This is a genomic window from Devosia sp. (assembly GCF_036676215.1).
GTDB lineage: Bacteria > Pseudomonadota > Alphaproteobacteria > Rhizobiales > Devosiaceae > Devosia.
This window is the reverse complement of the sequence record NZ_JAKFDJ010000050.1, coordinates 1-23,062: the sequence shown is the minus strand read 5'-3', so window position 1 is coordinate 23,062 and position 23,062 is coordinate 1. Positions and strand designations below refer to the sequence as shown.

22 protein-coding genes, 1 tRNA gene and 1 pseudogene are annotated in these 23,062 nt (G+C 64.9%); 10 read left to right on the top strand and 14 right to left on the bottom strand.

Translation table 11 applies throughout. The annotated features are described in order from the left end of the window. Positions 1–367: 367 nt before the first annotated feature. Positions 368–2,137 (bottom strand): annotated as a pseudogene (locus V6M52_RS04300) (cation:proton antiporter domain-containing protein); the annotation flags it as partial. Positions 2,138–2,395: 258 nt separating this feature from the next. Between V6M52_RS04300 and V6M52_RS04295 the strand changes: the two are divergent. Next, positions 2,396–3,232, top strand: coding sequence for a transglutaminase-like domain-containing protein (locus V6M52_RS04295; protein WP_332699820.1), 837 nt, complete (start codon positions 2,396–2,398; stop codon positions 3,230–3,232). Here the strand turns inward: V6M52_RS04295 and V6M52_RS04290 are convergent. From V6M52_RS04290 to V6M52_RS04275, 4 genes are read right to left on the bottom strand one after another with little or no spacing between them, the layout of a single operon-like run. Beyond that, positions 3,229–4,119, bottom strand: coding sequence for a transglutaminase family protein (locus tag V6M52_RS04290; protein WP_332685777.1), 891 nt, complete (start codon positions 4,117–4,119; stop codon positions 3,229–3,231). The genes V6M52_RS04295 and V6M52_RS04290 overlap by 4 nt on opposite strands. Beyond that, positions 4,116–5,204: an ATP-dependent DNA helicase gene (locus tag V6M52_RS04285; RefSeq protein ID WP_332699817.1), complete on the bottom strand. Its 1,089-nt coding sequence runs from the start codon at positions 5,202–5,204 to the stop codon at positions 4,116–4,118. Before V6M52_RS04285 ends, V6M52_RS04290 begins: the two co-directional genes overlap by 4 nt. Further along, the gene (locus V6M52_RS04280; RefSeq protein ID WP_332699814.1) at positions 5,204–5,887 is read right to left on the bottom strand and encodes a fumarylacetoacetate hydrolase family protein; all 684 of its coding nucleotides are present in this window, start codon (positions 5,885–5,887) and stop codon (positions 5,204–5,206) included. Before V6M52_RS04280 ends, V6M52_RS04285 begins: the two co-directional genes overlap by 1 nt. Continuing rightward, the gene (locus tag V6M52_RS04275) at positions 5,880–6,941 is read right to left on the bottom strand and encodes an aldo/keto reductase (RefSeq protein WP_332699811.1); all 1,062 of its coding nucleotides are present in this window, start codon (positions 6,939–6,941) and stop codon (positions 5,880–5,882) included. The genes V6M52_RS04280 and V6M52_RS04275 overlap by 8 nt, the downstream gene beginning before the upstream one ends. Before the next feature lie 144 nt (positions 6,942–7,085). On the opposite strand from V6M52_RS04275, the gene V6M52_RS04270 reads away from it, so the two are divergent. From V6M52_RS04270 to V6M52_RS04255, 4 genes are all read left to right on the top strand, one after another. Beyond that, the gene (locus V6M52_RS04270; protein WP_332699808.1) at positions 7,086–7,763 is read left to right on the top strand and encodes an AprI/Inh family metalloprotease inhibitor; all 678 of its coding nucleotides are present in this window, start codon (positions 7,086–7,088) and stop codon (positions 7,761–7,763) included. Positions 7,764–7,838: 75 nt separating this feature from the next. Next, positions 7,839–8,705 carry an EamA family transporter gene (locus tag V6M52_RS04265; RefSeq protein WP_332699805.1) on the top strand — a complete coding sequence of 289 codons (867 nt, stop codon included), beginning with the start codon at positions 7,839–7,841 and terminating at the stop codon, positions 8,703–8,705. Between the two features lie 68 nt (positions 8,706–8,773). After that, positions 8,774–9,145, top strand: a complete 372-nt coding sequence (locus V6M52_RS04260) for a YciI family protein (RefSeq protein ID WP_332685769.1) — start codon at positions 8,774–8,776, stop codon at positions 9,143–9,145. Next, the gene (locus tag V6M52_RS04255) at positions 9,145–10,413 is read left to right on the top strand and encodes an RNA polymerase sigma factor (protein ID WP_332699836.1); all 1,269 of its coding nucleotides are present in this window, start codon (positions 9,145–9,147) and stop codon (positions 10,411–10,413) included. Before V6M52_RS04260 ends, V6M52_RS04255 begins: the two co-directional genes overlap by 1 nt. A gap of 27 nt (positions 10,414–10,440) precedes the next feature. Here V6M52_RS04255 and purU read toward each other — a convergent pair whose 3' ends face one another. The 5 genes from purU to V6M52_RS04230 form a co-directional block, all read right to left on the bottom strand. Beyond that, on the bottom strand, positions 10,441–11,295 hold the full coding sequence (gene purU, locus V6M52_RS04250; RefSeq protein ID WP_332699802.1) for a formyltetrahydrofolate deformylase: 855 nt from the start codon (positions 11,293–11,295) through the stop codon (positions 10,441–10,443). 307 nt (positions 11,296–11,602) lie between these two features. Then, positions 11,603–12,412 carry an ABC transporter permease subunit gene (locus tag V6M52_RS04245; protein ID WP_332691799.1) on the bottom strand — a complete coding sequence of 270 codons (810 nt, stop codon included), beginning with the start codon at positions 12,410–12,412 and terminating at the stop codon, positions 11,603–11,605. Beyond that, complete coding sequence (locus V6M52_RS04240; RefSeq protein ID WP_332699799.1) at positions 12,413–13,372, bottom strand: ABC transporter permease subunit; 960 nt, start codon at positions 13,370–13,372, stop codon at positions 12,413–12,415. Positions 13,373–13,558: 186 nt separating this feature from the next. Next, the gene (locus tag V6M52_RS04235) at positions 13,559–14,707 is read right to left on the bottom strand and encodes an ABC transporter ATP-binding protein (protein WP_332699796.1); all 1,149 of its coding nucleotides are present in this window, start codon (positions 14,705–14,707) and stop codon (positions 13,559–13,561) included. 161 nt (positions 14,708–14,868) lie between these two features. After that, on the bottom strand, positions 14,869–15,960 hold the full coding sequence (locus V6M52_RS04230; protein ID WP_332691790.1) for a polyamine ABC transporter substrate-binding protein: 1,092 nt from the start codon (positions 15,958–15,960) through the stop codon (positions 14,869–14,871). Positions 15,961–16,393: 433 nt separating this feature from the next. Here V6M52_RS04230 and V6M52_RS04225 point away from each other — a divergent pair, with 433 nt between their 5' ends. From V6M52_RS04225 to V6M52_RS04215, 3 genes are read left to right on the top strand one after another with little or no spacing between them, the layout of a single operon-like run. Continuing rightward, positions 16,394–17,341 (top strand): pseudouridine-5'-phosphate glycosidase, encoded by a 948-nt coding sequence (locus V6M52_RS04225; RefSeq protein WP_332699793.1) that lies wholly within the window; start codon positions 16,394–16,396, stop codon positions 17,339–17,341. Beyond that, the gene (locus tag V6M52_RS04220) at positions 17,338–18,231 is read left to right on the top strand and encodes a carbohydrate kinase family protein (RefSeq protein WP_332699790.1); all 894 of its coding nucleotides are present in this window, start codon (positions 17,338–17,340) and stop codon (positions 18,229–18,231) included. Before V6M52_RS04225 ends, V6M52_RS04220 begins: the two co-directional genes overlap by 4 nt. Before the next feature lie 49 nt (positions 18,232–18,280). Next, a complete protein-coding gene (locus V6M52_RS04215; protein ID WP_332699787.1) occupies positions 18,281–18,643 on the top strand; it encodes a DUF1304 domain-containing protein in 363 nt (120 codons plus the stop codon). Here V6M52_RS04215 and V6M52_RS04210 read toward each other — a convergent pair. Continuing rightward, complete coding sequence (locus V6M52_RS04210) at positions 18,640–20,034, bottom strand: M20/M25/M40 family metallo-hydrolase (RefSeq protein WP_332699784.1); 1,395 nt, start codon at positions 20,032–20,034, stop codon at positions 18,640–18,642. The two genes, V6M52_RS04215 and V6M52_RS04210, sit on opposite strands and share 4 nt — an antisense overlap. 125 nt (positions 20,035–20,159) lie before the next feature. Between V6M52_RS04210 and V6M52_RS04205 the strand changes: the two genes are divergently transcribed. Next, positions 20,160–20,930: a FadR/GntR family transcriptional regulator gene (locus V6M52_RS04205; RefSeq protein WP_332691775.1), complete on the top strand. Its 771-nt coding sequence runs from the start codon at positions 20,160–20,162 to the stop codon at positions 20,928–20,930. Positions 20,931–20,950: 20 nt separating this feature from the next. Here the strand turns inward: V6M52_RS04205 and V6M52_RS04200 are convergent. Further along, positions 20,951–21,026 (bottom strand) — tRNA-Ala (locus tag V6M52_RS04200). Between the two features lie 55 nt (positions 21,027–21,081). Further along, positions 21,082–22,119, bottom strand: a complete 1,038-nt coding sequence (locus V6M52_RS04195; RefSeq protein WP_332699781.1) for an NAD-dependent epimerase/dehydratase family protein — start codon at positions 22,117–22,119, stop codon at positions 21,082–21,084. An 86-nt stretch (positions 22,120–22,205) separates the two neighbouring features. Here V6M52_RS04195 and V6M52_RS04190 point away from each other — a divergent pair, with 86 nt between their 5' ends. After that, positions 22,206–22,757, top strand: coding sequence for a TetR/AcrR family transcriptional regulator (locus V6M52_RS04190; protein WP_332699778.1), 552 nt, complete (start codon positions 22,206–22,208; stop codon positions 22,755–22,757). 5 nt (positions 22,758–22,762) lie between these two features. Here the strand turns inward: V6M52_RS04190 and V6M52_RS04185 are convergent. Next, positions 22,763–23,062, bottom strand: a 300-nt coding sequence (locus V6M52_RS04185) for a Gfo/Idh/MocA family oxidoreductase (protein WP_332699775.1), incomplete at its 5' end; no start/stop codon positions are given.

Below are 23,062 nucleotides of genomic sequence, written 5' to 3'. Positions count from 1 at the left end.
CGACGCTTTCCAGGTCGGCGGTCGGAATGTCTTCGGTCTCCGGCGCCGGCATGGCAATGACACTGGGCGACGATGCCGCTTCAACGGCCTCGATAATCACCGGGTCTGCAGACTGGTCCGGAATGGGTGGTACCTCCGGTGCAGACGGTTCTTCGGCTGGCGCCCGTTCTGCTTCGATGGAGATGATCTCGGCCGCGGCATCGGTCGACGCGGCCGAGATGGCCACGGCAGCGACCGTCGTGCCCGGTGCGGACGCGACCTTTTCCAGCAGGTTCTCCGTAGGCGGGAACCTGGGCGCCGGCGGAGCTGCCGCGGCCGCCGTGTCGTCGACCCGCTCCCCGCGCAGCCAGGCCAGCAGTCCCAGGCCGATCTCCCGCTCGCCGCGGATCACCACATCGGCGCCCAGGCCGCGTAGATGGGCTTCTTCTTCCTCCGAATAGGCGCGCGCCATGATGCGCACCTGCGGATTGAGTTTGCGCCCGGATTCACAGACTGTTCCCGCTTCATAGCCATTGGAAATGGCAACCAGCAGTGTTCGGGCCTCTGCCAGATTGGCCAGCTGCAGGACCTGAGGGCTGGCGGCATTGCCGAACACCACATCCAGCCCCGCCTGCCGGGCGGCCGCCACGTCGTGGTCTGAATCCTCGATCACCACCAGGGGCGAGTCGGTCCGCTTGAGACCCTCCGCTACAATACGGCCCACTTGCCCGTAGCCCACCAGCACGACATGGCCGGTCTGCTTGCTGGGCTCGACGGTGTCATCATCTGCACCCGGCGCGCCAGTATCGACGGCAGCCTGGGTTGGAATATCGGTGGTGATCGGCCCGGTGGCGGCGGCGCTCGGGTCCATCGGTTCGATGCGCTCGCCGTCATGGCCGGCCTTGTCTGCCCGGCGCAGGGCGGCCCGGGCTTCCAGACGGGGCTTGATCAGATCGAGGATCCAGAACACCAATGGATTGAATACGATCGAGATCAGCGCTCCAGCCAGGATCAGGTCCTGGCCTTCGGGCGGCAGAATGGCCAGCGCCACGCCCATGCCGGCCAGGATGAAGGAGAACTCCCCGATCTGCGCCAGCGACGCTGAAATGGTCAGAGCCGTGGCCACCGGATGCCTGAACAGCAGCACTATGGCAAAGGCCGCCAGCGACTTGCCAATGATGATGATGAAGACGGTCGCCAGCACCGGCAGCGGGTTGGTGATAATGATCGAGGGATCGAACAGCATGCCGATGGAGACGAAGAACAGCACGGCAAAGGCGTCGCGCAGCGGCAAGGTCTCCTGCGCCGCACGGTGCGACAGCTCGCTTTCCGACAGGATCATGCCCGCAAAGAACGCGCCCAACGCCAGCGACACGCCGAACAGCACTGCCGAGCCCAGCGCCATGCCCAGGGCAATGGCCAGCACCGCCAGCCGGAACAGTTCACGGCTGCCGGTATAGGCGGTGCCATGCAGGGCCCAGGGGATGATCCGTCGACCCACCACCAGCATGAAGCCCACAAAGGCGGCTATCTTGACCAGGGTGAGCGCCAGCACGCCCCAGATGCCGACCGGAACGCCAATGATCCGTTCGACGAAGGAGACGAATGGATCATGAATCCCGGTATCGGTGCCGTAGAGGCTGGCAATGGCCGGGACCAGCACCAGCGCCAGGACCATGGTCAGGTCCTCCACGATCAGCCAGCCCACGGCGATGCGCCCGCGTTCGGTTTCGATCAGGCGTCGGTCCTGCAAGGCCTTGAGTAGCACCACGGTGGAGGCCACCGACAGGGCCAGCCCGAACAGCAGGCCGGCGCCGACACTCCAGCCCATCAGCAGGGCCAGGCCCAGCCCAAGCAGGGTCGCAAAGCCGATCTGCACCAGCGCGCCCGGAATGGCCAGTGCGCGGACGCTCAACAGGTCCTTGAGGGAAAAATGCAGGCCCACCCCGAACATCAGCAGAATGACGCCCAGTTCGGCGAGCTCGGCACCCAGCGCCTGGTCGGCAATAAAGCCGGGCGTGTGCGGGCCGACGAGAATGCCGGCGAACAGATAGCCCACCAGCGGGGGCATCCTGAGCCGGTTGGCGATCATGCCGAAGATATAGGCCAGCACCAGACCCGCGACGATCGTTGAGATCAGGGGGCTAGCATGGTGCATAATGGCTCCGTCGTTGATCGCGGCCCGGATTGATGGAAATCCCTACCGCAAGGATGGGGTATGCGGTGCGGATGCGCAAGCGGTCATGACACGCGAAACATCAGCAATTTTGACCACTTGGCTCGAGCAATGCAGTCCACATCGATTGCAGCGGGCCAAGTTTGTCATTGTTGTGGCGCCATGCCCGATCAGCGCATACTGAAGGGAACCTCGCGCCCACCCCCTGTGTTGTGGCAAGCCAGGCGAACGGGGCACGACATGCGATTTTCTGTAGGATGCGAGATCGGCTATGAGGTGGCGGAACAGGCCACGCTGATCTTCAATATCGAGGCCATGCGGGGCGGCCGCCAGCGCGTGTTGCATGAAGACCTGACCATCTCGCCCGGCCTCGCCGCCGACGAAAAGACGGCCGAGGAGACCGGCAATCGCTATCTGCGGCTGACAGCGCCGCGGGGCCAGGTGCAGATACGCTATTCCGCCGAGATCGAACTTGACCCCATCCACCAGCAGCCCGAGGCGGTGGGCGAGGTGCCCGTGGCCAAGCTTCCGCTCGACACTCTGCCCTTCCTCAATCCATCGCGCTACTGCCCGTCCGACCAGCTGGCGCGCTTCGCCAACCGCGAGTTTGGCGCGATCCAACCCGGATTCACCCGGGTCACCGAGATCTGCAACTGGATCCATGATGAGGTCGACTACCTGTTCGGCACCAGCGATACCACGACCACCGCCGCCGACACCTTCTCGCTGCGCGCGGGCGTGTGCCGGGACTTCGCCCATCTGGGCATTACCTTCTGCCGCGCGCTGGGCATCCCGGCGCGATTTGTCTCATGCTACGCTTGGCAGCTGGAGCCGCAGGATTTCCATGCGGTATTCGAGGCCTATCTGGGGGACCGCTGGTATCTGTTCGATGCCACGCGCATGGCAGCGCTCGACGGCATGGTGCGCATCGGGTGCGGCCGCGACGCCGCCGACACGGCCTTTGCCACTATCTATGGGCAGGTCATGCCGCTGCCGATCCGGGTGTGGAGCGAAGCGCTGGACGGCAGTACGGCCGACCAATGGACCACCGACGCGGTGAGCCTGTCGCGGAGCTAGCCCATGCTGTCCTGCGGGCTGACCACGCGCTCGACGATTACCTCGACACTCATGCCGAGATAATCCTCCTTCTTGCCGATGAAGGTGCCTGCAATCGGGATGGCCTGGCGCGGCTCGCGGGCGACGCCGACGCGGATCAGGTCGCGCGTGCCGATAATGCCATTGGTGGGATCAAACTCGACCCAGCCGGCGCCCGGCAGATAGACCTGGCACCAGGCATGGGTGGCTCCGCCGCCACGATGATTGCCGTCGCGTGCCGGCGAATAGAGATAGCCGGTGACAAAGCGCGCCGCCAGGCCCAGCGAGCGCACTGCTTCGATCATCAGCAGCGCAAAATCTCGGCAGGTGCCGGCCCGGGTGGCGAGCGTCATCGATGGCCGTTGCGTGCCGGGGTCGGGGCGGCGGAGATAGTTGAAGCTCTCCTTGATGCCCACGGTCATGGTCGCCAGCAGATGCCCCGTGCTGGTTACCCCGCGCGGATCGAGGAAGCGCTGGGCCCAGGCATCCACTTCGGTCTCGTCGGGAAACTGGCGGCGCAGCGTGGGGGCAAGATCGATGGCATCGACATCGCCATAGTCGAATGGATAGCTCTTGGCCCGGGCCTCGATCTCGAAGGCCGGCGTCAGTTCGGGCGTGTGGTCGAGCACCATGCTGGCGACGAAACGCAGTTCCTCGCCAGGCTCCTCGAACGTGGCGATGGCGATGCCATTGCCGAACACATCATGGATCCAGCGCATGGATGCGGGATGCGGGCGAACGGCGAGACCGAAGGATTCGAGCGTCTGCTCCATGCTGTCGCGCGGGCGCACCAGCATGCGATGTTCGCCGAACTGCACGGGCCTCGCGTAGCGATAGACGGTCTCGTGCCGCACCGAGAGCAGCGTCACGACACCACCGTGATCTTCTCGGCGGCGCGGGTAATGCCGGTATAGAGCCAACGCGCCCGTTCCTCGCGGAACACGAAGCTTTCGTCGAACAGATAGACATTGTCCCACTGGCTGCCCTGCGCCTTGTGGACGGTGAGGCAGTAGCCGAACGTGAACTCGTCGAACTGGCGCCGTTCGGGCCAGCTCATGGCGTCTTCCTCACCGGAGAAGAACGCCTTGTGCGTCAGCACCTTGGCCTCGCCCTTGCCCTCGTCGGCACCGAGCAGCAGCGAATATTTGCCATTGGTGCGCCGCGTTACCTCGGTGACGATCCAGATCTGCCCGTTGAGCAGCTTCTTGCGCGGATTGTTGCGCAGGCAAACCATGCGGTCGCCTTCCACCGGCTCGTGAAAGGGCAGGCCCTTCAACTCGCGCAGCCGGTCATTGTATTGCAGCCGGGTCTTGTTGCGTCCCACCAGCACCTGGTCGGCCTCCAATACCGCGTTGCGATCGACATTGTCGCGCCCCACTACGATGGATTCGCCATAGGAGCCGCGTTCGAGATAGCCACCTTCGCGCACCTGCATGGAGAGGTGGATAATCGGATTATCCGCCGCCTGCCGGTGGATTTCGGTCAGCATGATATCGGGTTCGTCGGCGGTGAAGAAGCCTGCGCCCTGCACCGGCGGCAGCTGGAACGGATCGCCCAGCACCAGCACCTTGACACCGAAGCTCAGCAGGTCCCGGCCCAGTTGCTCGTCGACCATCGAGACCTCGTCGATGACGATGAGGTCGGCATCGGCGGCCGGGCTTTCATCATCCAGCACGAAGCGCGGTTCGCCCTCCTTCTCGCTGACCAGGGTATAGATCAGGCTATGGATGGTCTGGGCGCCCTTGCAGCCGCGCTTGCGCATGACCAAAGCCGCCTTGCCGGTGAAGGCGGCGAATTTGACGGACCGCACATCCTGCGCCAGATGCACGGCCAGCGTCGACTTGCCGGTGCCGGCCCAGCCGAACAGGCGGAAGACCTGCGGGCCGTTCTTGTCCTTGAGCCAATCGGATACCGCCTTGAGCGCCGCATCCTGCTGGGGTGACCAGACCGGCATCAGAGAATCGATGTCCTGACCGTGCCGACGCCTGCAATTGCGCCTTCGAGCACGTCGCCTCGGGCTACGGCAGCAACCCCGGCAGGCGTGCCGGTCATGATCAGGTCGCCGGCCTTGAGGGCCACGAATAGCGAGAGATGGGCGATGGTCTGGCTGACGCTCCAGATCTGGTCGGCAAGGTCGCCGCGCTGGCGTTCGGTGCCGTTTACCGAGAGCGTGATGGCGCCCTTTGCTGGATGACCGATGCTGCTGGCCGGCTCGATGCTGCCGATGGGCGCGGAAAAATCGAACGCCTTGGCCATTTCCCACGGCCGTCCCGCCTTCTTGGCCAGGGCCTGCAGGTCGCGCCGGGTCATGTCGAGCCCGACCGCATAGCCATAGACATGGCTCAGCGCGTTCTCGACCGTGATGTCGCTGCCATCCTCGCCGATGGCGACGACCAGTTCGACCTCGTGGTGGAAATCGGCCGTCTGGCTCGGATAGGGAATGGCCGCGCCGCCGACCACCACTGCATCGGCAGGTTTGGCGAAAAAGAACGGTGGGTCGCGCGTGTCATTGCCCATCTCGATGATGTGCTCGGCATAATTGCGGCCCACGCAATAGACGCGGCGCACCGCAAACAGCCCACCCCGCGCGATCGGTACGGTGACGGGATTGTGCGGCGCAAACAGGAAATCAGCCACGCGTCATATCCTCTGCATATGGTCCGATGAGATCGAGATCGATTTTGCCCAGCCGGTCCTGCGCCGTGAACGACTGGTGCCAATAGGGATAGAGCAAAGGCGGCTGGCTGACGGCATCGAGCCGGGCCCGCTCTTCAGCGCTGAGCCTGAGCTCGGCCGCCGCCAGATTGTCTTCGAACTGCGCCGCGCTGCGCCCGCCAATGATGACCGAGGTCACGCCCGGCCGGCCCAGCAGCCAGGCCAGCGCCACCTGGGCGCCGGAAACACCGCGCCCTTCGGCAATCGCCACGATGACGTCGATGATGTCGTAGAGCCTGTTCCAATCATAGACCGGCGGCTCGCGGGAGCCGCCGACATGGCGACCTGTCTCAGGTCCGCCGTCGCGCCGATATTTGCCCGACAGCAGCCCGCCGGCCAGTGGCGACCAGACGAGGATGCCCAGGCCCTGGTCCTGGCTGATCGGCACCAGCTCATATTCGGCTTCGCGCGAATGCAGCGTGTAGTGGATCTGCTGGGAAATGAAGCGCTCACCACGCCGCTCCCGGGCCGCAGCCAGCGCCTTGCTGATATGCCAGCCAGAATAGTTAGAGCAGCCGATATAGCGGACCAAGCCCCGCTTGATGAGCGTATCGAGCGCCTCCATCGTCTCCTCGATGGGGGTCATGCCGTCCCATTCATGCACCTGGTAGAGGTCGATGACGTCGGTCTTGAGCCGGCGGAGGCTGGCCTCGGCCTCGGCGATGATGTGGTGACGGGACAGGCCGATCTCGTTGGGGCCCTCGCCCATCTTGAACCGCACCTTGGTGGCGACCAGCGCCTTCTGCCGGCGGCCGTTCTCGGCGAGCGCCACCCCGATCATCTCCTCGGAGACGCCGGCATTGTAGATATTGGCGGTGTCGAGCAGGTTGATCCCGGCATCGAGGCACATGTCGATTTGCCGTGTCGCGTCGGCCTGTTCGGTATGGCCAACCTTTTCGGAGCCGCCGAAGGTCATGGTGCCCATGGTCAGCGTCGAGACTTTCAGGCCCGACTGTCCCAGATAACGGTATTCCATCGGCATTCCTCCTTTGTTCCGCCCGCGTTAGCGCTAAAGGGCAAACGGAGTCGGGTCAATGGATCGGTAACGCCCCCCTGCCTCGTGGCCCTCCCAGAATCACTTTGTTTGCGCATAAATCGGCCATCGATCCGGGAAAAATCCATGCGTCTCAGCCATCTATTGTCGATCGCCCTGCTGTGCCTGTTGACCAGTGCGGGCCTCGCCCAGGACAGCGCCGCGCGCTATGTCGGTTCATGGCAGGCCAATCCGGGGGGCGGCGCCGGCCAATGCTCAGTCGAACTGCGCGGCAGCAATGGCATGTTTGGCCTGAGCGCCAGCAGCATGATGTGCCTGGGCGAGATGGGTTTCCTCAATGGCTGGGCGCCGGCCGCCAGTGGCGTCACCCTGCTGGGCCTGACGGGCCAATCCATCGGTACGCTGAACGTCGCCAATGGACGGCTCGAGGGTCGCATGGCCGATGGTAGTGTCATGATCCTCACCCCGCTCGGCGGCCAGCTTGCGGCGGCACCCCAGCAGAATTGTGTCCGCCGCCCCGATACGGGCGCCTGCGCCGCACCCGGCGATGTCTCCCCGCCGCTGGCCTATCCGCTCTCGGTGCGCAGTCTGACCGGCCTGACCGTCCGCAACCAGCCCAGCCAGCAGGCGGAACAGGTGGGCCTCGTTCCCGCCGGCCAGTGCTTCGTAGTGGACGCCTGCTATAGCGTTTCCGACGGCACGCGCTGCCACATGCCGGCAGCGGCGGGAATTCCAGAGGGCTATGTGGTCAAATATTTCGTGCAGGACAACGCCACCCTCATAGCCTTCCAGAACGCCTGCTGAACCTGTCCGCACGACGAGAGTGACGACCAGGGGCAAGGCTGCTAGAGCACCTGCATCTTTGTGAAAGCCCTGCCCGTGCGGCCCCAATCCGTCCTTCTGCCTGTCGCCCTGGTCGTTCTGGGCATGATCTTCACCCAGACCGGCGCCTCCTTTGCCAAGGGCCTGTTTCCCGCGGTCGGGGCGGCCGGAGCCACAACGCTGCGGCTGACGCTGGCCGCCATCGTGCTGCTGGCACTGTTCCGCCCCTGGCGGCAAAAACTGAGCGGTGCGCAATGGCGCGCCGTGCTGCTCTATGGCGGTGTGATGGGTGCAATGAACCTGTTCTTTTATGCCGCGCTGACCTCCATTCCGCTCGGTGTCGCCGTGGCGCTTGAGTTCACCGGCCCGCTTGCGGTGGCGCTGGCCGGATCGCGCCGGCCGCTCGACCTTATGTGGATTGCGCTGGCTGTTTCCGGGCTCGCCATGCTGCTGCCGCTGGGGCAGACGAGCGGCGATATCAGCATTGGTGGCGTGCTGTTGGCGCTGGCGGCCGGCGCCTACTGGGCCGGCTATATCGTCTTCGGCCAACGGGCCGGAGCCGGAGGCGGTCCGCATATCACTGCGCTTGGGGTCTCCATTGCCGCCATCATCGCGCTGCCCTTTGGCGTTGCGACCGCCGGCATGGCACTGCTCGATCCGGCCATCCTGCCGCTGGCGCTGGGCGTGGCCCTGCTATCGAGCGCCATCCCCTATGCTCTCGACATGGTGGCCTTGCCTCACCTGCCCTCGCGCCTGTTCGGCATATTGATGAGTGGGCAACCGGCCTTCGGCGCCCTGTCGGGTTTCGTCATCCTCAGCGAGACGCTGGGGCCTTGGCAACTGGCCGGCATCGCCGCGATCATCATCGCCTCGCTGGGAGCCACCGTAACCATCGCCCGCAGCGTGCCGCCGCCCGTGGCATAAAAAATCCTTCACCCGCAGTCTGTTTTGGGCATAGTCGCTCGTCATGTTTCCGACGAGGGATGTTCGAAATGCTCTACGCCGTCCTCTGCTACAACGATGAAAACGCCGTCGCCACCTGGACCAAGGAGGAGGACGACGCCTGCATGGCGCGCCTCGCTCAGGTTGAGGACGGCATGAAGGCCAAGGGCAAGCTCGGCCCGGTCGCGCGCCTCTTGCCGACCACCTCCGCCACCACTTTGCGCAAGAATTCCGGCGAGCCGCTGATCATCGACGGACCCTTTGCCGAGACCAAGGAACAGTTCCTCGGTTTCTACCTTACCGATTGCGAGACCCTCGATGAGGTCATTGCCTTCGCCAAGGATCTGGCCGTGGCCAATCCGGGACTCGGCTCCTATGAGATCCGGCCCGTCGGCGTCTTCCACCCCAGCGAGATTGGATGATGGTCGACAATGCCTGGATAGCGGCGGCGCTGATTGCGGCCCGCCCCCAGGCATTGAGCGCCCTGCTGCGCTATTTCCGTCACCTCGACACCGCCGAAGAGGCGTTCCAGGAGGCGTGCCTTCGCGCCATCCGCACCTGGCCCGACAAGGGTCCGCCCCGCGACACCGTCGCCTGGCTGATCTTTGTCGGCCGCAATTGTGGCGTCGATGCCATGCGCAAGACCCGCAACAATGTGGCCCTGCCGGCCGAGGAACGCCTTTCCGACCTGGGTGATGCGGAGGCCGGCATGGTCGAACGGCTCGACCTCGCCCATTATCGCGACGACATCCTGCGGCTGCTTTTCGTGTGCTGCCATCCCGACCTGCCGGTCAACCAGCAGATCGCCCTGGCGCTGCGCATCGTCGCCGGCCTGTCCTTGCGCCAGATCGCACGGGCCTTTCTGGTCGGCGAGACGGCCATGGAGCAGCGCATCACAAGAGCCAAGGCGCGCATCGCCGCCAACCCGGTCTCCTTCGATCCACCCGACGCGCAGGCCCGGCTGGAACGGCTGGGGGTCGTGGCCATGATGCTCTATCTGATCTTCAACGAGGGCTATTCGCGGGGGCATGCCGACCCGGCGGCGGCGCTGCTTTGTGACGAGGCTATCCGACTGTCCCGCCTGTTGCTGCAGCTGTTTCCATCCGAACCGGAAGTCATGGGGCTTTTGGCATTGATGCTGCTGCAGCATGCCCGGCATCGGGCACGGACCGACGAAGCCGGACAGATCGTGCTGCTGGAAGATCAGAACCGGGCGCTGTGGGACGGCGCCATGCTGGCCGAAGGTCGCAGCCTGGTCGAGAAGGCCCTGCGCCATGCCGAACCTGGTGCCTACCAGGTGCAGGCCGCCATTGCCGCCCAGCATGCCCGCGCCCAACGCGCCGCGGACACCGACTGGGGCGCCATCGACCGGCTCTACCAGACGCTCGAAGTGCTGCAACCCTCGCCGGTGGTGACGCTCAACCGCGCCGTGGCGGTGAGCAAATCACGCGGTCCCGCGGCGGCAATGGCGCTGATCGATCCGCTCGCCGAGCGGCTGGATGGTTATTTCTATTTCCACGGCGTACGCGGCGGCCTGCTGCTGCAACTGGGCGACGGCCCGGCGGCCCGCGAGGCCTTCAACCGCGCCATTGCGCTGGCCGGCTCCCCCGCCGAAGCGGCCCATATTCGCCTGCATCTCGACCACCTGGCGGGTCATCCGCCGACCCCGCCGATCCTTGCCATCCAGTAGATGGGGCCAGAGCGCTCCGGCGAGAGACTAGCCGAACACTACCGTCTTGCGGCCGTTGAGCATGACCCGGTTTTCCAGGTGCAGCTTGACCGCCCGGGCCAGCACGCGGCTCTCGATGTCGCGGCCCGCCGCGACCAGGTCGTCGGCGCTCATCGCATGGGTCACGCGGGCGGTTTCCTGTTCGATGATCGGGCCTTCGTCGAGGTCGGGCGTCACATAATGGGCGGTGGCGCCGATGATCTTGACGCCGCGCTCATGGGCCTGGTGATAGGGCTTGGCGCCCTTGAAGCTGGGCAGGAACGAGTGGTGGATATTGATGACCTGGCCGAAGAGGCGGGTCGAGAGGTTATCCGACAGCACCTGCATATAGCGCGCCAGCACCACCAGGTCGGCGCCGGATTGCTTAACCAGTGCAAGGACTTGCTCTTCCTGCTGCGCCTTGGTGTCCCTGGTGAGCGGCAGCAGGTGGAAGGGAATGCCGGCGTCTTCAGCGATCTTGCGCGCGTCGGCATGGTTGGAAATGACCGCAGCGACCTCGGCGTCGAGCCAGCCGACGCGGATCTGGTAGAGCAGATGCAGCAGGGTGTGATCGAACTTACTGACCATGATGACGATGCGCTTCTTGCGGCTTTCGTCGGCCAGAGCGGTCTTCATGGAAAAGCGCTCGATCGGCGATTTCAGAGCGCGTTCAATGGCTTCGCGCGTCACGCCTTCTGGCGCGGTGAAGGCCAGGCGCATGAAGAAGCGGCCGGTCTCGCGATCCCAGAATTGGTTGGATTCGGCGATGTTGGCATTGAGTGCGGCCAGTTCCGTGGTGATGGCGGCGACGATGCCGGGGCGGTCGGCACAGGAGAGCGTGAGGACGAAATTGGCCGGGGACATCTATGGGGTTCCGTGAATTCCAGCCAGCGGTATCAATGGGTTGCAACCGCCCGTCAAGTGCACAGCAAAAAAGGGCCGCCCCGAGGGACGGCCCTTCCTGAGTTTCGGCGCTTTGGCCCGGAGGATGGTGCTAGCCGAGAACCTCCCGCACAAACACCTTAAATCCAAGGCCTGCTTCGAGCGCCGTCATCTCATGAGCCATTGGATCACCTCCTTCACGTTGGTTGAACATGAAGGGATGCTGCGCTGATTTATTCCCTCTGTCCAGTGCCACGTTTCCGTCACCACTGTGAACGACCGATGAATGTCAGCTCCGCGCCTTTTTGGGGCGCGAGCGGAGCTGCAGCAGGGTCGCGGCGAAAACGCCCAGTGCCACAATGCCGATAATGATGGTGGCCAGTGCATTGACGTCGGGCGAGACGCCCAGGCGCACCTTGGAAAAGATCACCATGGGCAGGGTGGACGATCCCGGGCCCGAAACGAAGCTGGCGATGACCAGGTCATCAAGCGAGAGGGTGAAGGCCAGCAGCCATCCCGAGACCAGAGCCGGGGCGATGATGGGCAGGGTGATGTCGAAGAACACGCGCACCGGGGTGGCGCCGAGGTCCATTGCGGCCTCTTCGAGGCTGAGATCGAGGTCGGTCAGGCGCGACTGCACCACCACGGTCACATAGGCCATGCAGAAGGTGGAATGGGCGATGATGATGGTGACGAGGCCCCGCCCTGCCGGCCAGCCGAGGGTGGCTTCCATGGCCACGAAGAGCAGCAGCAGCGCCAGGCCGGTGATCACGTCGGGCATGACCAGCGGCGCCGAGACCGTGCCGGCGAGCACGGTGCGGCCGCGGAAGCGCTTGAAGCGCACCAGAGCCACGGCGCAGAGCGTGCCAAGCACCAGGGCGATGGTGGCACTGACAAAGGCCACCTGGGCGCTGAGCCAGGCGGCGCCCAGCATCTGCGGATCGGCAAAGAGTTCGCCATACCATTTGGTCGAAAAGCCCGACCACACGGTCACCAGCCGGCTCTCGTTGAACGAGAAAACCACGAGCGAGATGATCGGGGCATAGAGAAAGGCGAAGCCGAGGGTCGCCGTGACGGGAAGGAACCAGCCGCGCCGCATCTACCTGGTCCTCCCCGAATCCTGCACGGCGTCCTGTGCCTTCTGCAACAGCATGACCGGCACCACGACCGCCACCAGCATGGCGATGGCGACTGCCGAGGCGCGCGGCCAGTTGGTATTGGCGAAGAATTCGTCCCACAGCACGCGGCCGATCATCAGCGTCGAGGGCCCGCCCAAGAGCGATGGAATGACGAATTCGCCGATTGCGGGGATAAAGACCAGCATGGAGCCGGCAATGATACCCGGCATGGATAGCGGCAGGGTGATGGAGAGGAAAGTGCGCGCCGGGCGGGCGCCCAGATCGGCTGAGGCCTCGAGCAGCGCGCCATCGAGCTTTACCAGATTGGTATAGAGCGGCAGGATCATGAAGGGCAGGTAGGTGTAGACGATGCCGACATAGACGGCGAAGTCGGTCTGCATCATCACCAGCGGTTCAATGCCGAACAGGCCCAGGAACTGGTTGATGACGCCATTGCCGCGCATGAAGCCGGTCAGCGCGTAGACGCGCAGCAGGAATGAGGTCCAGAACGGCAGGATCACCAGCATGAGCAGGATATTGCGCCACTGCTCGGGGGAGCGGGCGATGGCATAGGCCATCGGATAGCCGATGCAGAGGGCGATGATGGTTGAGATCAGCGCGATCTTGATCGAGTTGATATAGGCCGCGACGTAAAGGCTGTCGGTGAAGAGCCGGATATAGTTGTTGAGGTGCAGGGTGAGCTGCACCGTGCCCTCCTCGGTGGTCAGCAGCGGCGTATAGGGCGGGCGGCCGAACTGCTTGAGCGTCAGCGAAATGGAAAACACCACGGCCAGCGGCACGAGGAAAAACACGGTGAGCCAGATGGCCGGCGCGGCAATCACCAGCGCCTTGCCGGAGAGGCCGACGGCCGCCAGCGCGCGCTCGACCCCAGTCCAGGCGCGGCGGGGCGGCGGGGGGGAGTCGATGTCGTAGCTAGACATGGGTGGCTCCCGATACCGGCCGCGAGGGTTCTTCACCTCTCCCTTTGGGGGAGAGGTCGACCCTCTTGGGTCGGGCGAGGGGGCCTTTACTGGGCGCAGTGTTGGGGGAAGGCCCCCTCACCCGGCGCTGCGCGCCGACCTCTCCCCCAAGGGAGAGGTGAAGGGCGCTGATGGCTGATTTTGTGCTCATACCGTCAGTACCGATCCGGCATTGCCGTCCCAGGTGCAATAGACCGGTTCGTCCCAAGTGATGGCGTCGGGATTGCCGCGCACGGTATTGGTCTGGGTAACACGCAGGCGTTTGCCGCTGTCGAGCAGCACCTGGTAGACGCTCATGTCGCCCAGATAGCTGATTTCCTCAACCAGGCCCCTTGTGACATTGGCGTCATGCGGGTTGTCGGGCGCCTCGCGGCTGAGCTGGATCTTTTCGGGGCGTACGGCCCACCACAGGATCTGGTCGGGGGCGCAGTCGACGCCGTGGTCGACATAGATGTCGCAGCCCAGCTCGGCCGAGCGGATGCGGACATGGTCGGGTTCGTCCTCGATGACGACGCCTTCGGCCATGTTGACCGAGCCGATAAAGCCGGCGACGAAGCGGGAATTGGGGAATTCGTAGATGTCGGTGGGCTCGCCGATCATGGCGATTTCGCCCTGGTTCATCACCCCGATGCGGGTGGCGAGGCTCATCGCCTCTTCCTGGTCGTGGGTGACTACGATGAAGGTGACGCCGAGGGTTTCCTGGATCTTGACCAGTTCGAACTGGGTCTCCTCGCGCAGCTTCTTGTCGAGCGCACCGAGCGGCTCGTCGAGCAGCAGCAGCTTGGGCCGCTTTGCCAAGGCGCGGGCCAAGGCCACGCGCTGGCGCTGGCCGCCCGAAAGCTGGTGTGGCCTGCGCTTGCCGTAGTCATCGAGCTTGACCAGGCTCAGCAGTTCGGCGACGCGGTCGGATATCTCGCCCTGGGGCATGTGATCGCGCTTGAGGCCATAGGCGATGTTCTGCTCCACATTCATGTGCGGGAACAAGGCATAGGATTGGAACATCATGTTCACGGGGCGGTTGTAGGGCGCCGCAAGCGTCATGTCCTGGCCGTCGATTTCGATGGTGCCGGCGGTCGGTTCCTCAAAGCCCGCCAGCATGCGCAGCAGGGTCGACTTGCCCGAGCCCGAGCCGCCGAGCAGGCAGAACAGCTCGGACTTGTAGATGTCGAGCGACACGTCATGGACCGCATAGACGTCACCAAATTTCTTGGTGACGTTGCGGATGCGCACGAAGGGCTTGGCCGCCGGGTCGCGCCAGGGGCGGGTGTCGATAGCGAGCTGCGGTTTCTTGGCCATCAAGCATTCCTAGTGGGCACGTAGTGTCGAGAGCCACGATCGGTCCCCTCCCCCTTGAGGGGAGGGCTAGGGAGGGGGTCGCCGTGTGGTCATCCGAACGACCCCCTCCCTCAATCCCTCCCCTCAAGGGGGAGGGAGGCAGATCGAGTTCGCTGAATGTCTTACTGGCCCGTCTTGATGCGGGTCCAGGTGCGGGTCAGGACTTCTTCATATTCGGGGCTATGCGCACCCATCACGAAGGCCTTGGCGATGGTTTCGGCCGGGGCATAGATGCCGGGGTTGGACTTGACCTCTTCATCGACGAACTCGGTCGCTGCCAGATTGGGGTTGGCGTAGAACACATAATTGGTGATCGCAGCCACGACCTCGGGCTCGAGGATGTAGTTGATGAATTTGTGGGCGTTTTCCGGGTGCGGTGCGTCGACCGGGATGGCCAGGAAATCGAACAGGGTCGCGGCGCCTTCCTTGGGGATGACATACTGCACTTCAACGCCCTGGCCGGCCGCCGCGGCGGCATCGGCAGCGATGAAGATGTCGCCCGAATAGCCCAGGGCCACGCAGGTTTCACCATTGCCCAGATCGTCGATGTACTGGGAAGAGTGGAAGTAGCGGATGTGGGGTTTGATCGAATTGAGCAGTTCCTCGGCCTTGGCCAAGTCTTCCTCACTCTCCGAATTGGGATCGAGTCCCAGATAGTTGAGCGCGATGCCGACGACTTCGGAGGGGCTGTCGAGCAGGCTGATGCCGCAGGCGGCGAGCTTTTCGGCGAATTCGGGCTTGAAGATCAGGTCCCAGCTATCGACCGGAGCGTCGGCGCCAAGGATTTCGGTGACCTTGGCAACATTGTAGCCGTAGCCGATGGTGTTGATCATGTAGGGCACGGCATGGGCATTGTCCGGGTCCTGCGCGGCGGCGGTTGCCATCACGGCCGGGTCGAGATTGCCCAGATTGGTCAGTTTGGACTTGTCGAGCGGGAGTATCAGACCCGCCTGAATCTGGCGCTCGAGGAAATTGCCCGAGGGCACCACGATGTCATAGCCCGACGAGCCGGCGAGCAGCTTGGCGTCGACGATCTCGTTATTGTCATAGACGTCGTAATTGACCTTGATGCCGGTTTCCGCCTCGAAATTGGCGATGGTGTCCTCGGCGATATAGTCGGACCAGTTGTAGACATTGAGCACGGCCTCTTCCTGAGCCAGCGCGGGGCTGGCGACCATGAGAGTGCCGAGAGCAAGGGCGAGCGACTTCTTCATCTGGGGAGCTCCTTGGGAAGGTGGTTGGTCTTGGCGTTGCGGCGTCGGGGCGCGGCGGTTTTGGATTTGCCCAAGCGGGCACGGACGGTCAGCAGCGGGCGCTCATCTTTGAGTGCCCGGACCGACAGGTCCGGTCTGGTACGCTGGTATGGAAAAACAGCGCTCGGAAGCGCTGGGCACATTGGCTGGACTGGGCCCGAAGCCGGGCGCGTATCGATCGGCGCAGGAAGCGCGATCAACAATAGCGGTCTGCAGCGAAGTGCCCTTTCCACGCTGGAGTTTATGCGGGCAACCTAGAGCCAAAACGGAGGGGCGACAAGCCGCTTGCACCCATGTTTTTGCAGGGGTTGACGCCCCGCGCCAACAAGGCGCAAAACCCGCGCCAAAGGGGGCCGGAGCGGCCCGGACGCAGAACGGAAAAGCGAGTGCACAGATGACCGCCAAGGCCTACCTCTCGATCAGCCCCGAGGTGAAGAAGGCGCTGGCCGCCGGGGCGCCGGTGGTGGCGCTGGAATCGACCATCATCACCCATGGCATGCCCTATCCGCAAAATCTGGAAATGGCGCAGAATGTCGAGGCGGTGATCCGCCAGCATGGCGCGGTGCCGGCCACCATCGCCATCATGGACGGACGCTTCTGCGTCGGGGTTTCGGGCGAGGATCTGGAGCGGCTGGCCCAGACGGGTGGCCAGGCGGCCAAGGCCAGCCGGCGCGACGTGGCGTCGCTGCTGGTCAAGGGCGAGATCGCCGGCACGACGGTGGCGACGACGATGCAGATTGCGGCTTTGGCCGGCATCCAGGTGTTCGCGACGGGCGGCATTGGCGGGGTGCATCGCGGCGCTGAGGATACGTTCGATATTTCCGCCGATCTCGAAGAACTGAGCCGCACGCCGGTTTGCGTGGTTTGCGCCGGTGCCAAGTCCATCCTCGATATCGCCAAGACGCTGGAAGTGCTGGAAACCAATGGCGTGCCGGTGCTGGGCTATGGGACCGACGAATTCCCCGCCTTCTGGGCGCGCCAGAGCGGGCACAAGGTGGACCACCGCTTTGACGACGTCGCCGATATTGCCAAGGTCGTGGCCATGCAGGCCGATCTGGGCATGGGCGGGGTGCTGGTGGCCAATCCCATCCCCGAGGCTGATGCGCTCGATCCGTCCGCCATCGAGGCGCGTATTGCCGAGGCGATCCGTGGCGCCGAGCAGGAGGGCATATCGCGCAAGGCGCTGACGCCCTTCCTGCTCAAGCGCATTTTCGAGCTCACCGACGGCAAGTCGCTGGTCGCCAATATCGCGCTGGTGGAAAACAATGCCAAAGTGGCGGCCGGCATCGCCGTGGCGCTGGCGGCGCGCCATGCGCCCAAGCCCGGTGTGCGCCGCGCATGAGCGGCAGGGTCCTCGTCGTCGGGGATGTGATGACCGACGTCATCGTGGTGCCCGAAGGGCCGGTCGTCAAAGGGTCGGACCGCCGCGCCGCGGTGCGGAGCCGGCCGGGCGGGTCAGGCGCCAATCAGGCGGTGTGGCTGGGCGCGATGGGGGCTCCGGTGGTGTTTGCCGCACGGGTCGGCGCCAGCGACAAGGCCATGTATGAGACCTATTTCCGCGGGTTGGGCGTGGTGCCGGTGCTGGCGGGCGACGCGGCGCAACCCTCGGGCGTGTTGGTGACCATTGTCGACCCCGATGGTGAGCGCAGCTTCCTGACCGATCGCGGTGCCAATCTCAATCTGTGCCCCGATGATCTGCCAGAGAGCCTGCTCGACGATATCGGCATGGTCATGGTGTCGGGATACAGCTTTTTTGCACCGGGGCCGCGGCTGGCGGTGCAGGGCCTGTTCGCCGCCGCACGGGCGCGCGGCATCGCGGTGGCGGTCGATCCGGCCTCGGTGGGGTTCCTCGTCGAAGTCGGGGCTACGAACTTTCTCGACTGGACCAGCGGCGCCGATTTCATCTTTGCCAATGAGAGCGAGGCCGAGGCACTGACCGGACTGGCCGGCCACCAGGCGCAGATGCGCGTGCTGGGCGAGCGGTTCGGCACGGTGCTGATCAAGCGCGGCAGGCTTGGCGCAGCGCTGGGCGGGCGCGACGGTATTCGCGCGGAATTGCCGGCGCCGCAGGTCAGCGTGGTGGATTCGACGGGGGCAGGCGACGCTTTTGCGGCCGGGTTCATTGTCGCGCATCTCAATGGCGCGGACGAGGCGACGGCGCTGGCGCGGGGCATTGCAGCAGGGGCAAAGGCGGTGCAATCGATCGGTGGGCAGCCGGCGGCCGTTGGATGAGGTACAATGCGGATGAGCCAGCCGCACAACAAGGAAAGACCAAGGTCAAATGAGCGTCGTTGCCAGCATTCTCGTCGCCCTCGTGGCGCTGCTGCATGTCTATATTCTCGTGCTGGAAATGTTCCTGTGGACCGGCCCGCGCGGGCGGAAGGCGTTCGGCCTGACGCCGGAATTCGCGGCTTCGACCAAGGCGCTGGCGGCCAATCAGGGGCTCTATAACGGGTTCCTCGCGGCCGGGCTGATCTGGGGGCTGGTGCATCCGATCCCCGAATTTGCCTGGCAGATTCAGATGTTCTTCCTCGCCTGCGTGGCGGTGGCCGGCATTTTTGGAGCCGTCACCGCCAGCCGGAAGATTCTGTTCATCCAGACCGTGCCGGCGGTGATCGCGATGCTCGCGGTGACGCTGGCTTAACCCGCCAGGCTTGCGAGCACGCGCACCCAAGAGCGGATGCCGCGGTGGTAGCTGTCGAGATCGTATTTCTCGTTGGGGGAGTGGATCTGGTCGTCGACATGGGCGAAGCCGATGAGCAGGGTGTCGAGGCCCAGAATGCGCTTGAAATCGCCGGCAACGGGGATGGAGCCGCCCGAGCCGGTGATCACCGCGGGCTTGCCCCATTCGCCCGACAATCCTTCCAACGCCTGGCGCAGATGGGTGCCGTCGCTGGGCACGGTGATGGCGGGCGAGCCGCCATGGGCGTGGAAGCTCACCGAGCAGTCGGCGGGCACGCGATCCTCAACATGCTTGCGGAAGGCGGCGCGGATCTTGTCGGGCTGCATGCCGGAAACGAGCCGGAAGGATATCTTGGCGCTGGCCTTGGCCGGGATGACGGTCTTGAAGCCGTCGCCGGTATAGCCGCCGATCATGCCGTTGATCTCGCAGGTTGGGCGGGCCCAGAGCATTTCGAGCACCGAGCGGTTCTGCTCGCCGGCTGGGATGGAGAGGCCGGCTTCGCCGAGGAAGGCCTTGTCGTCAAAGCCAAGGCCCGCCCACTGGGCCTTGAGCTCCGGACTGATCTCGGCGACGTCGTCGTAAAAGCCGGGCAGGGTGACGCTGCCATCGGGGGCGCGGAGGCTGGCGATGATTTCGGCCAGCACCTGGTTGGGGTTGCGCGCAGCATTGCCGAACATGCCGGAATGCAGATCCTTGTTGGCGCAGCTGATCTCGATTTCCTCAGCGACGAGGCCACGCAGCATGGTGGTGATCGAGGGCGTCTGGCGGTCCCACATGTCGGTGTCGCAGACCAGAGCGATATCGGCGGCGGCGAGCTCGGACTTGTTGGCTTCCATGAAGGGCGGCAGGTTCTTGCCGCCGCTTTCCTCCTCACCCTCCAGCATCAGCGAGATGCGGGTGGGGAGCGAGCCGGTCGCCGCCTTCCAGGCGCGGCAGGCTTCGATGAAGGTCATCATCTGGCCCTTGTCGTCGGAGGCGCCGCGGGCGACGATGATCTTGCGGCCGCTGGCATCGGTCTTGAGCACCGGCTCGAAGGGATCGGTGTCCCAGAGATCGAGCGGGTCGACCGGCTGCACGTCGTAATGGGCATAGAACAGCACATGCGCGCCGGGCTGGTCGGGGCCATGGGCCACCACGACCGGGTGGCCCGGCGTCGGGCGAGCGGCGGCGTCGAAGCCGAGGCTCCTCAGTTCGCCGACAATCCAGTCCGCGGCCTTGTGGCATTCGGCGACATAAGCGGGGTCGGTGGAGATGGACTTGATGCGCAGGAGCGCATAGAGGCGGTCCAGGCTCTGCTCGAGCCCGGCATCCACGCTGGCAAGCACGGCGTCGATCTGGGTGGCTGCGGTCATGGGGCGAATCCTTTTGGCCGCTACCCTCACCAAAGCGGGCGGCGCTGTCCAGCGCCGCGCGGGACGCAATATTGTAATACTTATGGTCCCATGCTTAGGTCGGGCCGCAAATAGCAGGAGGCGGGATGGCCATTCGGCAAGGGCGGGACAGCACGACCGCGGATCTGATCGCGGCGATTGCCGGACGCGTCCCGTCGCGAAACCTGCATTCCCTGGTGCTCTGGCAATTGGGCACGGCCATCGTGCGGGGCGATTATCCGGAAGGCAGCATCCTGCCGTCCGATACCGAATTGCTGGGGCGATTTGCCGTGTCGCGCACCGTGTTGCGCGAAGCGCTCAAGACGCTGGCGGCCAAGGGCATGATCGAGGCGCGGGCCCGCATCGGCACGCGGGTGCTGCCGCGCCAGCGCTGGAACCTGTTCGACGCGGATGTCCTGGCCTGGCATTTCGAGACCGGCCCGGATGTGGCGCTGCTGCGGAGCCTCTCGGAAATCCGCATCGGTGTCGAAGTGGAATCGGCGGCGCTGGCGGCAGTGCGGCGGAGCGAGGAACAGGCCGAGGCGCTGATGGCCTGCGCCATCCGCATGGGGGAGGCAACGACCCCCCAGCAGTTTGCCCGTACCGATCTCGAATTCCACCGCACGGTTGCCGAGGCCTCGGGCAACCCGTTCATGGCCTCGATCAGTGCACTTGTGGAACTGGCGCTGACGGCCGCCTTTACCATCAGCTCGCCGGTGGAGGACGACACGGCGATGGTCGCCACGGTCAAGGCGCATGGACGCATTGCCGAAGCGATCCGGGCCGGCGACGCCGAGGAGGCGCGCGCCGCCATGAAAGCGGTGATCAGCGAAGGCTTTGCCCGCGCCGAAGGCCGGCTCGAGCCCAGCAAGGTCTGAAAGAGCGGATAGTGCCGGAATGGTGGAGCTGAGCGGGATCGAACCGCTGACCTCGTCATTGCGAACGACGCGCTCTCCCAACTGAGCTACAGCCCCGTTCCGACGCTGTTGATATGGACAATAATTGCTGCGGGGGCAAGGGGCAGCATGGCTAGACAGCCCGCTGCTCGAGCAAGGATCGGGTCGTTGCGGCAATGGCCTGTTCGGCGGCGATCAGGGGGCGGCCGAGCAGGGCGACGCTGGCCGAGGAATCGAGGCGCTTGAGGACGCCCAGTTCACTGAGAATCCCGCGCACGTCGCGGTCGAAGAGGCTGTAGATGCGGACGCCCCAATCGGGCATGACCCGGCGCGGCACCGTGGCTACCCGCTCCGGCGGCAATGCGGCACGGACCGCGCTGGCGACATCGGGTATCAGCATCGATCGCTCGCCCATGGGGAAGCGCCGGCCGGCGGCCTGCGGGTCGGTCATGGCGCGGACATGGCCGGCGGCAACGTCCTGCACGTCAACGATGACTAAGGGAATGCGCGGGAGGGCCGGCACACTGCCATTGAGCAGGCGGAGCACTATGCCGGCCGAGGTGCCCGGATCGTCATCGAGCAGTGGCCCGAGGATGGCGCCGGGATTGATGGTGGAGAGGCGCTTCTCCTGCCCGGCCGAACGCATGATCTCCCAGGCGCGGCGCTCGGCACGGGTCTTGGATTCGATGTAAGCGTTGATGTCGCGGCCGTTGAGGTCGGTCCAGTCGTCGGCGGTGAACGGGGTCGTGCGGGCCTTGTCATGGCCGTAGGCGATGGCCGCCATCGAGGAGGTCAGTACGATATGCTCGATGTCGGCGGCGAGCGCGGCATTGAGGGCGCGTTCCGTGCCCTCGACGGCCGGGCGGATCAGTTCCATCTTGTCGGCCGGCATTTTGATCACGAAGGGCGAGGCGGTGTGCTGCAGATAGCGGCAGCCCTCCATGGCCTCCCGCCAGCCCTTGTCGCTGAGCAGGTCGAGGGCCACGAATTCCAGTCGCGAGATGTCGGCGCCAGCCCGGGCCAGCGTTTCGCGCACCTTGCCAGCCTTGCCGAGGTTGCGCACGCTGCCGCGAACGGTGTAGCCAGCATTGAGCAATTGCAGGGCGACATGGCCGCCGAGAAAGCCGGATATGCCGGTGAGCAGGACGCGGTCAGAAGTCGAGTTGGTCATGGGTGGTCTCCCGATTGATTGAACGATATATACGAACATCGTTCAATTAGTTCAACCCGAAGGCGCGAGATTTGTCGGCGATGATAGTGAACAAGGTCGAGGTGAAGCGCGAGCGCATCCTGGAAGCGGCGCGAAACCTGTTTTTGCGCAATGGCTTGCGCGGGACCACCATGGAGGCGATTGCGCGGGAAGCGCGTATTGCCAAGCCGACGCTCTATGCGCATTTCCCCGACAAGGACGCCGTGTTCCTGGCCATTGTGGAGCAATTGCTGGCCGCCAAGATCGCAGCCTTCGATGCCGGCCTCAGTGGTGACGGCCCGGTCGAGGCCCGCATCGGCGCGGCGCTGGCTGCCGAATTCGCAGTCATCGCCGCCATCCTGGCCGACTCGCCCCATGCCGATGAGCTGTTCGCGGCCCACCGGCAGGGGGCCGAACTGTTTCGCCTGTCGGACGAACGGGTGGCGACCCGCCTGCAGGCGGAACTGGCCGCGGCGGGTGTCGCCGAGGCAGCGGCGCTGGCGCGACTGCTGCTCGACGCCTCCTTCGGGCTGGCGCAGAAGGCCATTGGCCGCAGCGATCTGGGCGCCGATATACGCCTCCTGGCGACGCGGCTGGTCGGCCCGGCCTTGCCGCGCTGAGCGGGTCAGACCATGGCCCAGGCGCCGGACTTCTCGCTGGCGAAGATTGCGTCGATCACCTTCATGGATGCAATCGCATCCTCGATGCCCCAGGGCAGGGGCTTCTCGCCCAGCACCGCCAGGGCAAAGGCCTCGGCCTGTTCGGTATATTGATCGACTGCCGGCAGGATTTCGCGCCGGGCCAGCGAGCCATCGAAGGGGGCGCCGGTATCCACGGTGATGGCGGTGCGCTCGTCGGCCGGGGCGTTGAACGGGATGATGATTTCGAGCTTGGCCTTGCTGCCCAGGACCTGGACGCGCTGGTG

What these genes read in the sequence shown, in the direction of transcription:
- V6M52_RS04295 (WP_332699820.1), top strand. Translation starts at nt 2,396, where the DNA reads ATGCGATTTTCTGTAGGATGCGAGATCGGCTATGAGGTGGCGGAACAG.
- V6M52_RS04285 (WP_332699817.1), bottom strand. Translation starts at nt 5,204, where the DNA reads ATGCCGGTCTGGTCACCCCAGCAGGATGCGGCGCTCAAGGCGGTATCC.
- V6M52_RS04275 (WP_332699811.1), bottom strand. Translation starts at nt 6,941, where the DNA reads ATGGAATACCGTTATCTGGGACAGTCGGGCCTGAAAGTCTCGACGCTG.
- V6M52_RS04270 (WP_332699808.1), top strand. Translation starts at nt 7,086, where the DNA reads ATGCGTCTCAGCCATCTATTGTCGATCGCCCTGCTGTGCCTGTTGACC.
- V6M52_RS04260 (WP_332685769.1), top strand. Translation starts at nt 8,774, where the DNA reads ATGCTCTACGCCGTCCTCTGCTACAACGATGAAAACGCCGTCGCCACC.
- V6M52_RS04255 (WP_332699836.1), top strand. Translation starts at nt 9,145, where the DNA reads ATGGTCGACAATGCCTGGATAGCGGCGGCGCTGATTGCGGCCCGCCCC.
- purU (WP_332699802.1), bottom strand. Translation starts at nt 11,295, where the DNA reads ATGTCCCCGGCCAATTTCGTCCTCACGCTCTCCTGTGCCGACCGCCCC.
- V6M52_RS04245 (WP_332691799.1), bottom strand. Translation starts at nt 12,412, where the DNA reads ATGCGGCGCGGCTGGTTCCTTCCCGTCACGGCGACCCTCGGCTTCGCC.
- V6M52_RS04240 (WP_332699799.1), bottom strand. Translation starts at nt 13,372, where the DNA reads ATGTCTAGCTACGACATCGACTCCCCCCCGCCGCCCCGCCGCGCCTGG.
- V6M52_RS04235 (WP_332699796.1), bottom strand. Translation starts at nt 14,707, where the DNA reads ATGGCCAAGAAACCGCAGCTCGCTATCGACACCCGCCCCTGGCGCGAC.
- V6M52_RS04230 (WP_332691790.1), bottom strand. Translation starts at nt 15,960, where the DNA reads ATGAAGAAGTCGCTCGCCCTTGCTCTCGGCACTCTCATGGTCGCCAGC.
- V6M52_RS04225 (WP_332699793.1), top strand. Translation starts at nt 16,394, where the DNA reads ATGACCGCCAAGGCCTACCTCTCGATCAGCCCCGAGGTGAAGAAGGCG.
- V6M52_RS04220 (WP_332699790.1), top strand. Translation starts at nt 17,338, where the DNA reads ATGAGCGGCAGGGTCCTCGTCGTCGGGGATGTGATGACCGACGTCATC.
- V6M52_RS04215 (WP_332699787.1), top strand. Translation starts at nt 18,281, where the DNA reads ATGAGCGTCGTTGCCAGCATTCTCGTCGCCCTCGTGGCGCTGCTGCAT.
- V6M52_RS04210 (WP_332699784.1), bottom strand. Translation starts at nt 20,034, where the DNA reads ATGACCGCAGCCACCCAGATCGACGCCGTGCTTGCCAGCGTGGATGCC.
- V6M52_RS04205 (WP_332691775.1), top strand. Translation starts at nt 20,160, where the DNA reads ATGGCCATTCGGCAAGGGCGGGACAGCACGACCGCGGATCTGATCGCG.
- V6M52_RS04195 (WP_332699781.1), bottom strand. Translation starts at nt 22,119, where the DNA reads ATGACCAACTCGACTTCTGACCGCGTCCTGCTCACCGGCATATCCGGC.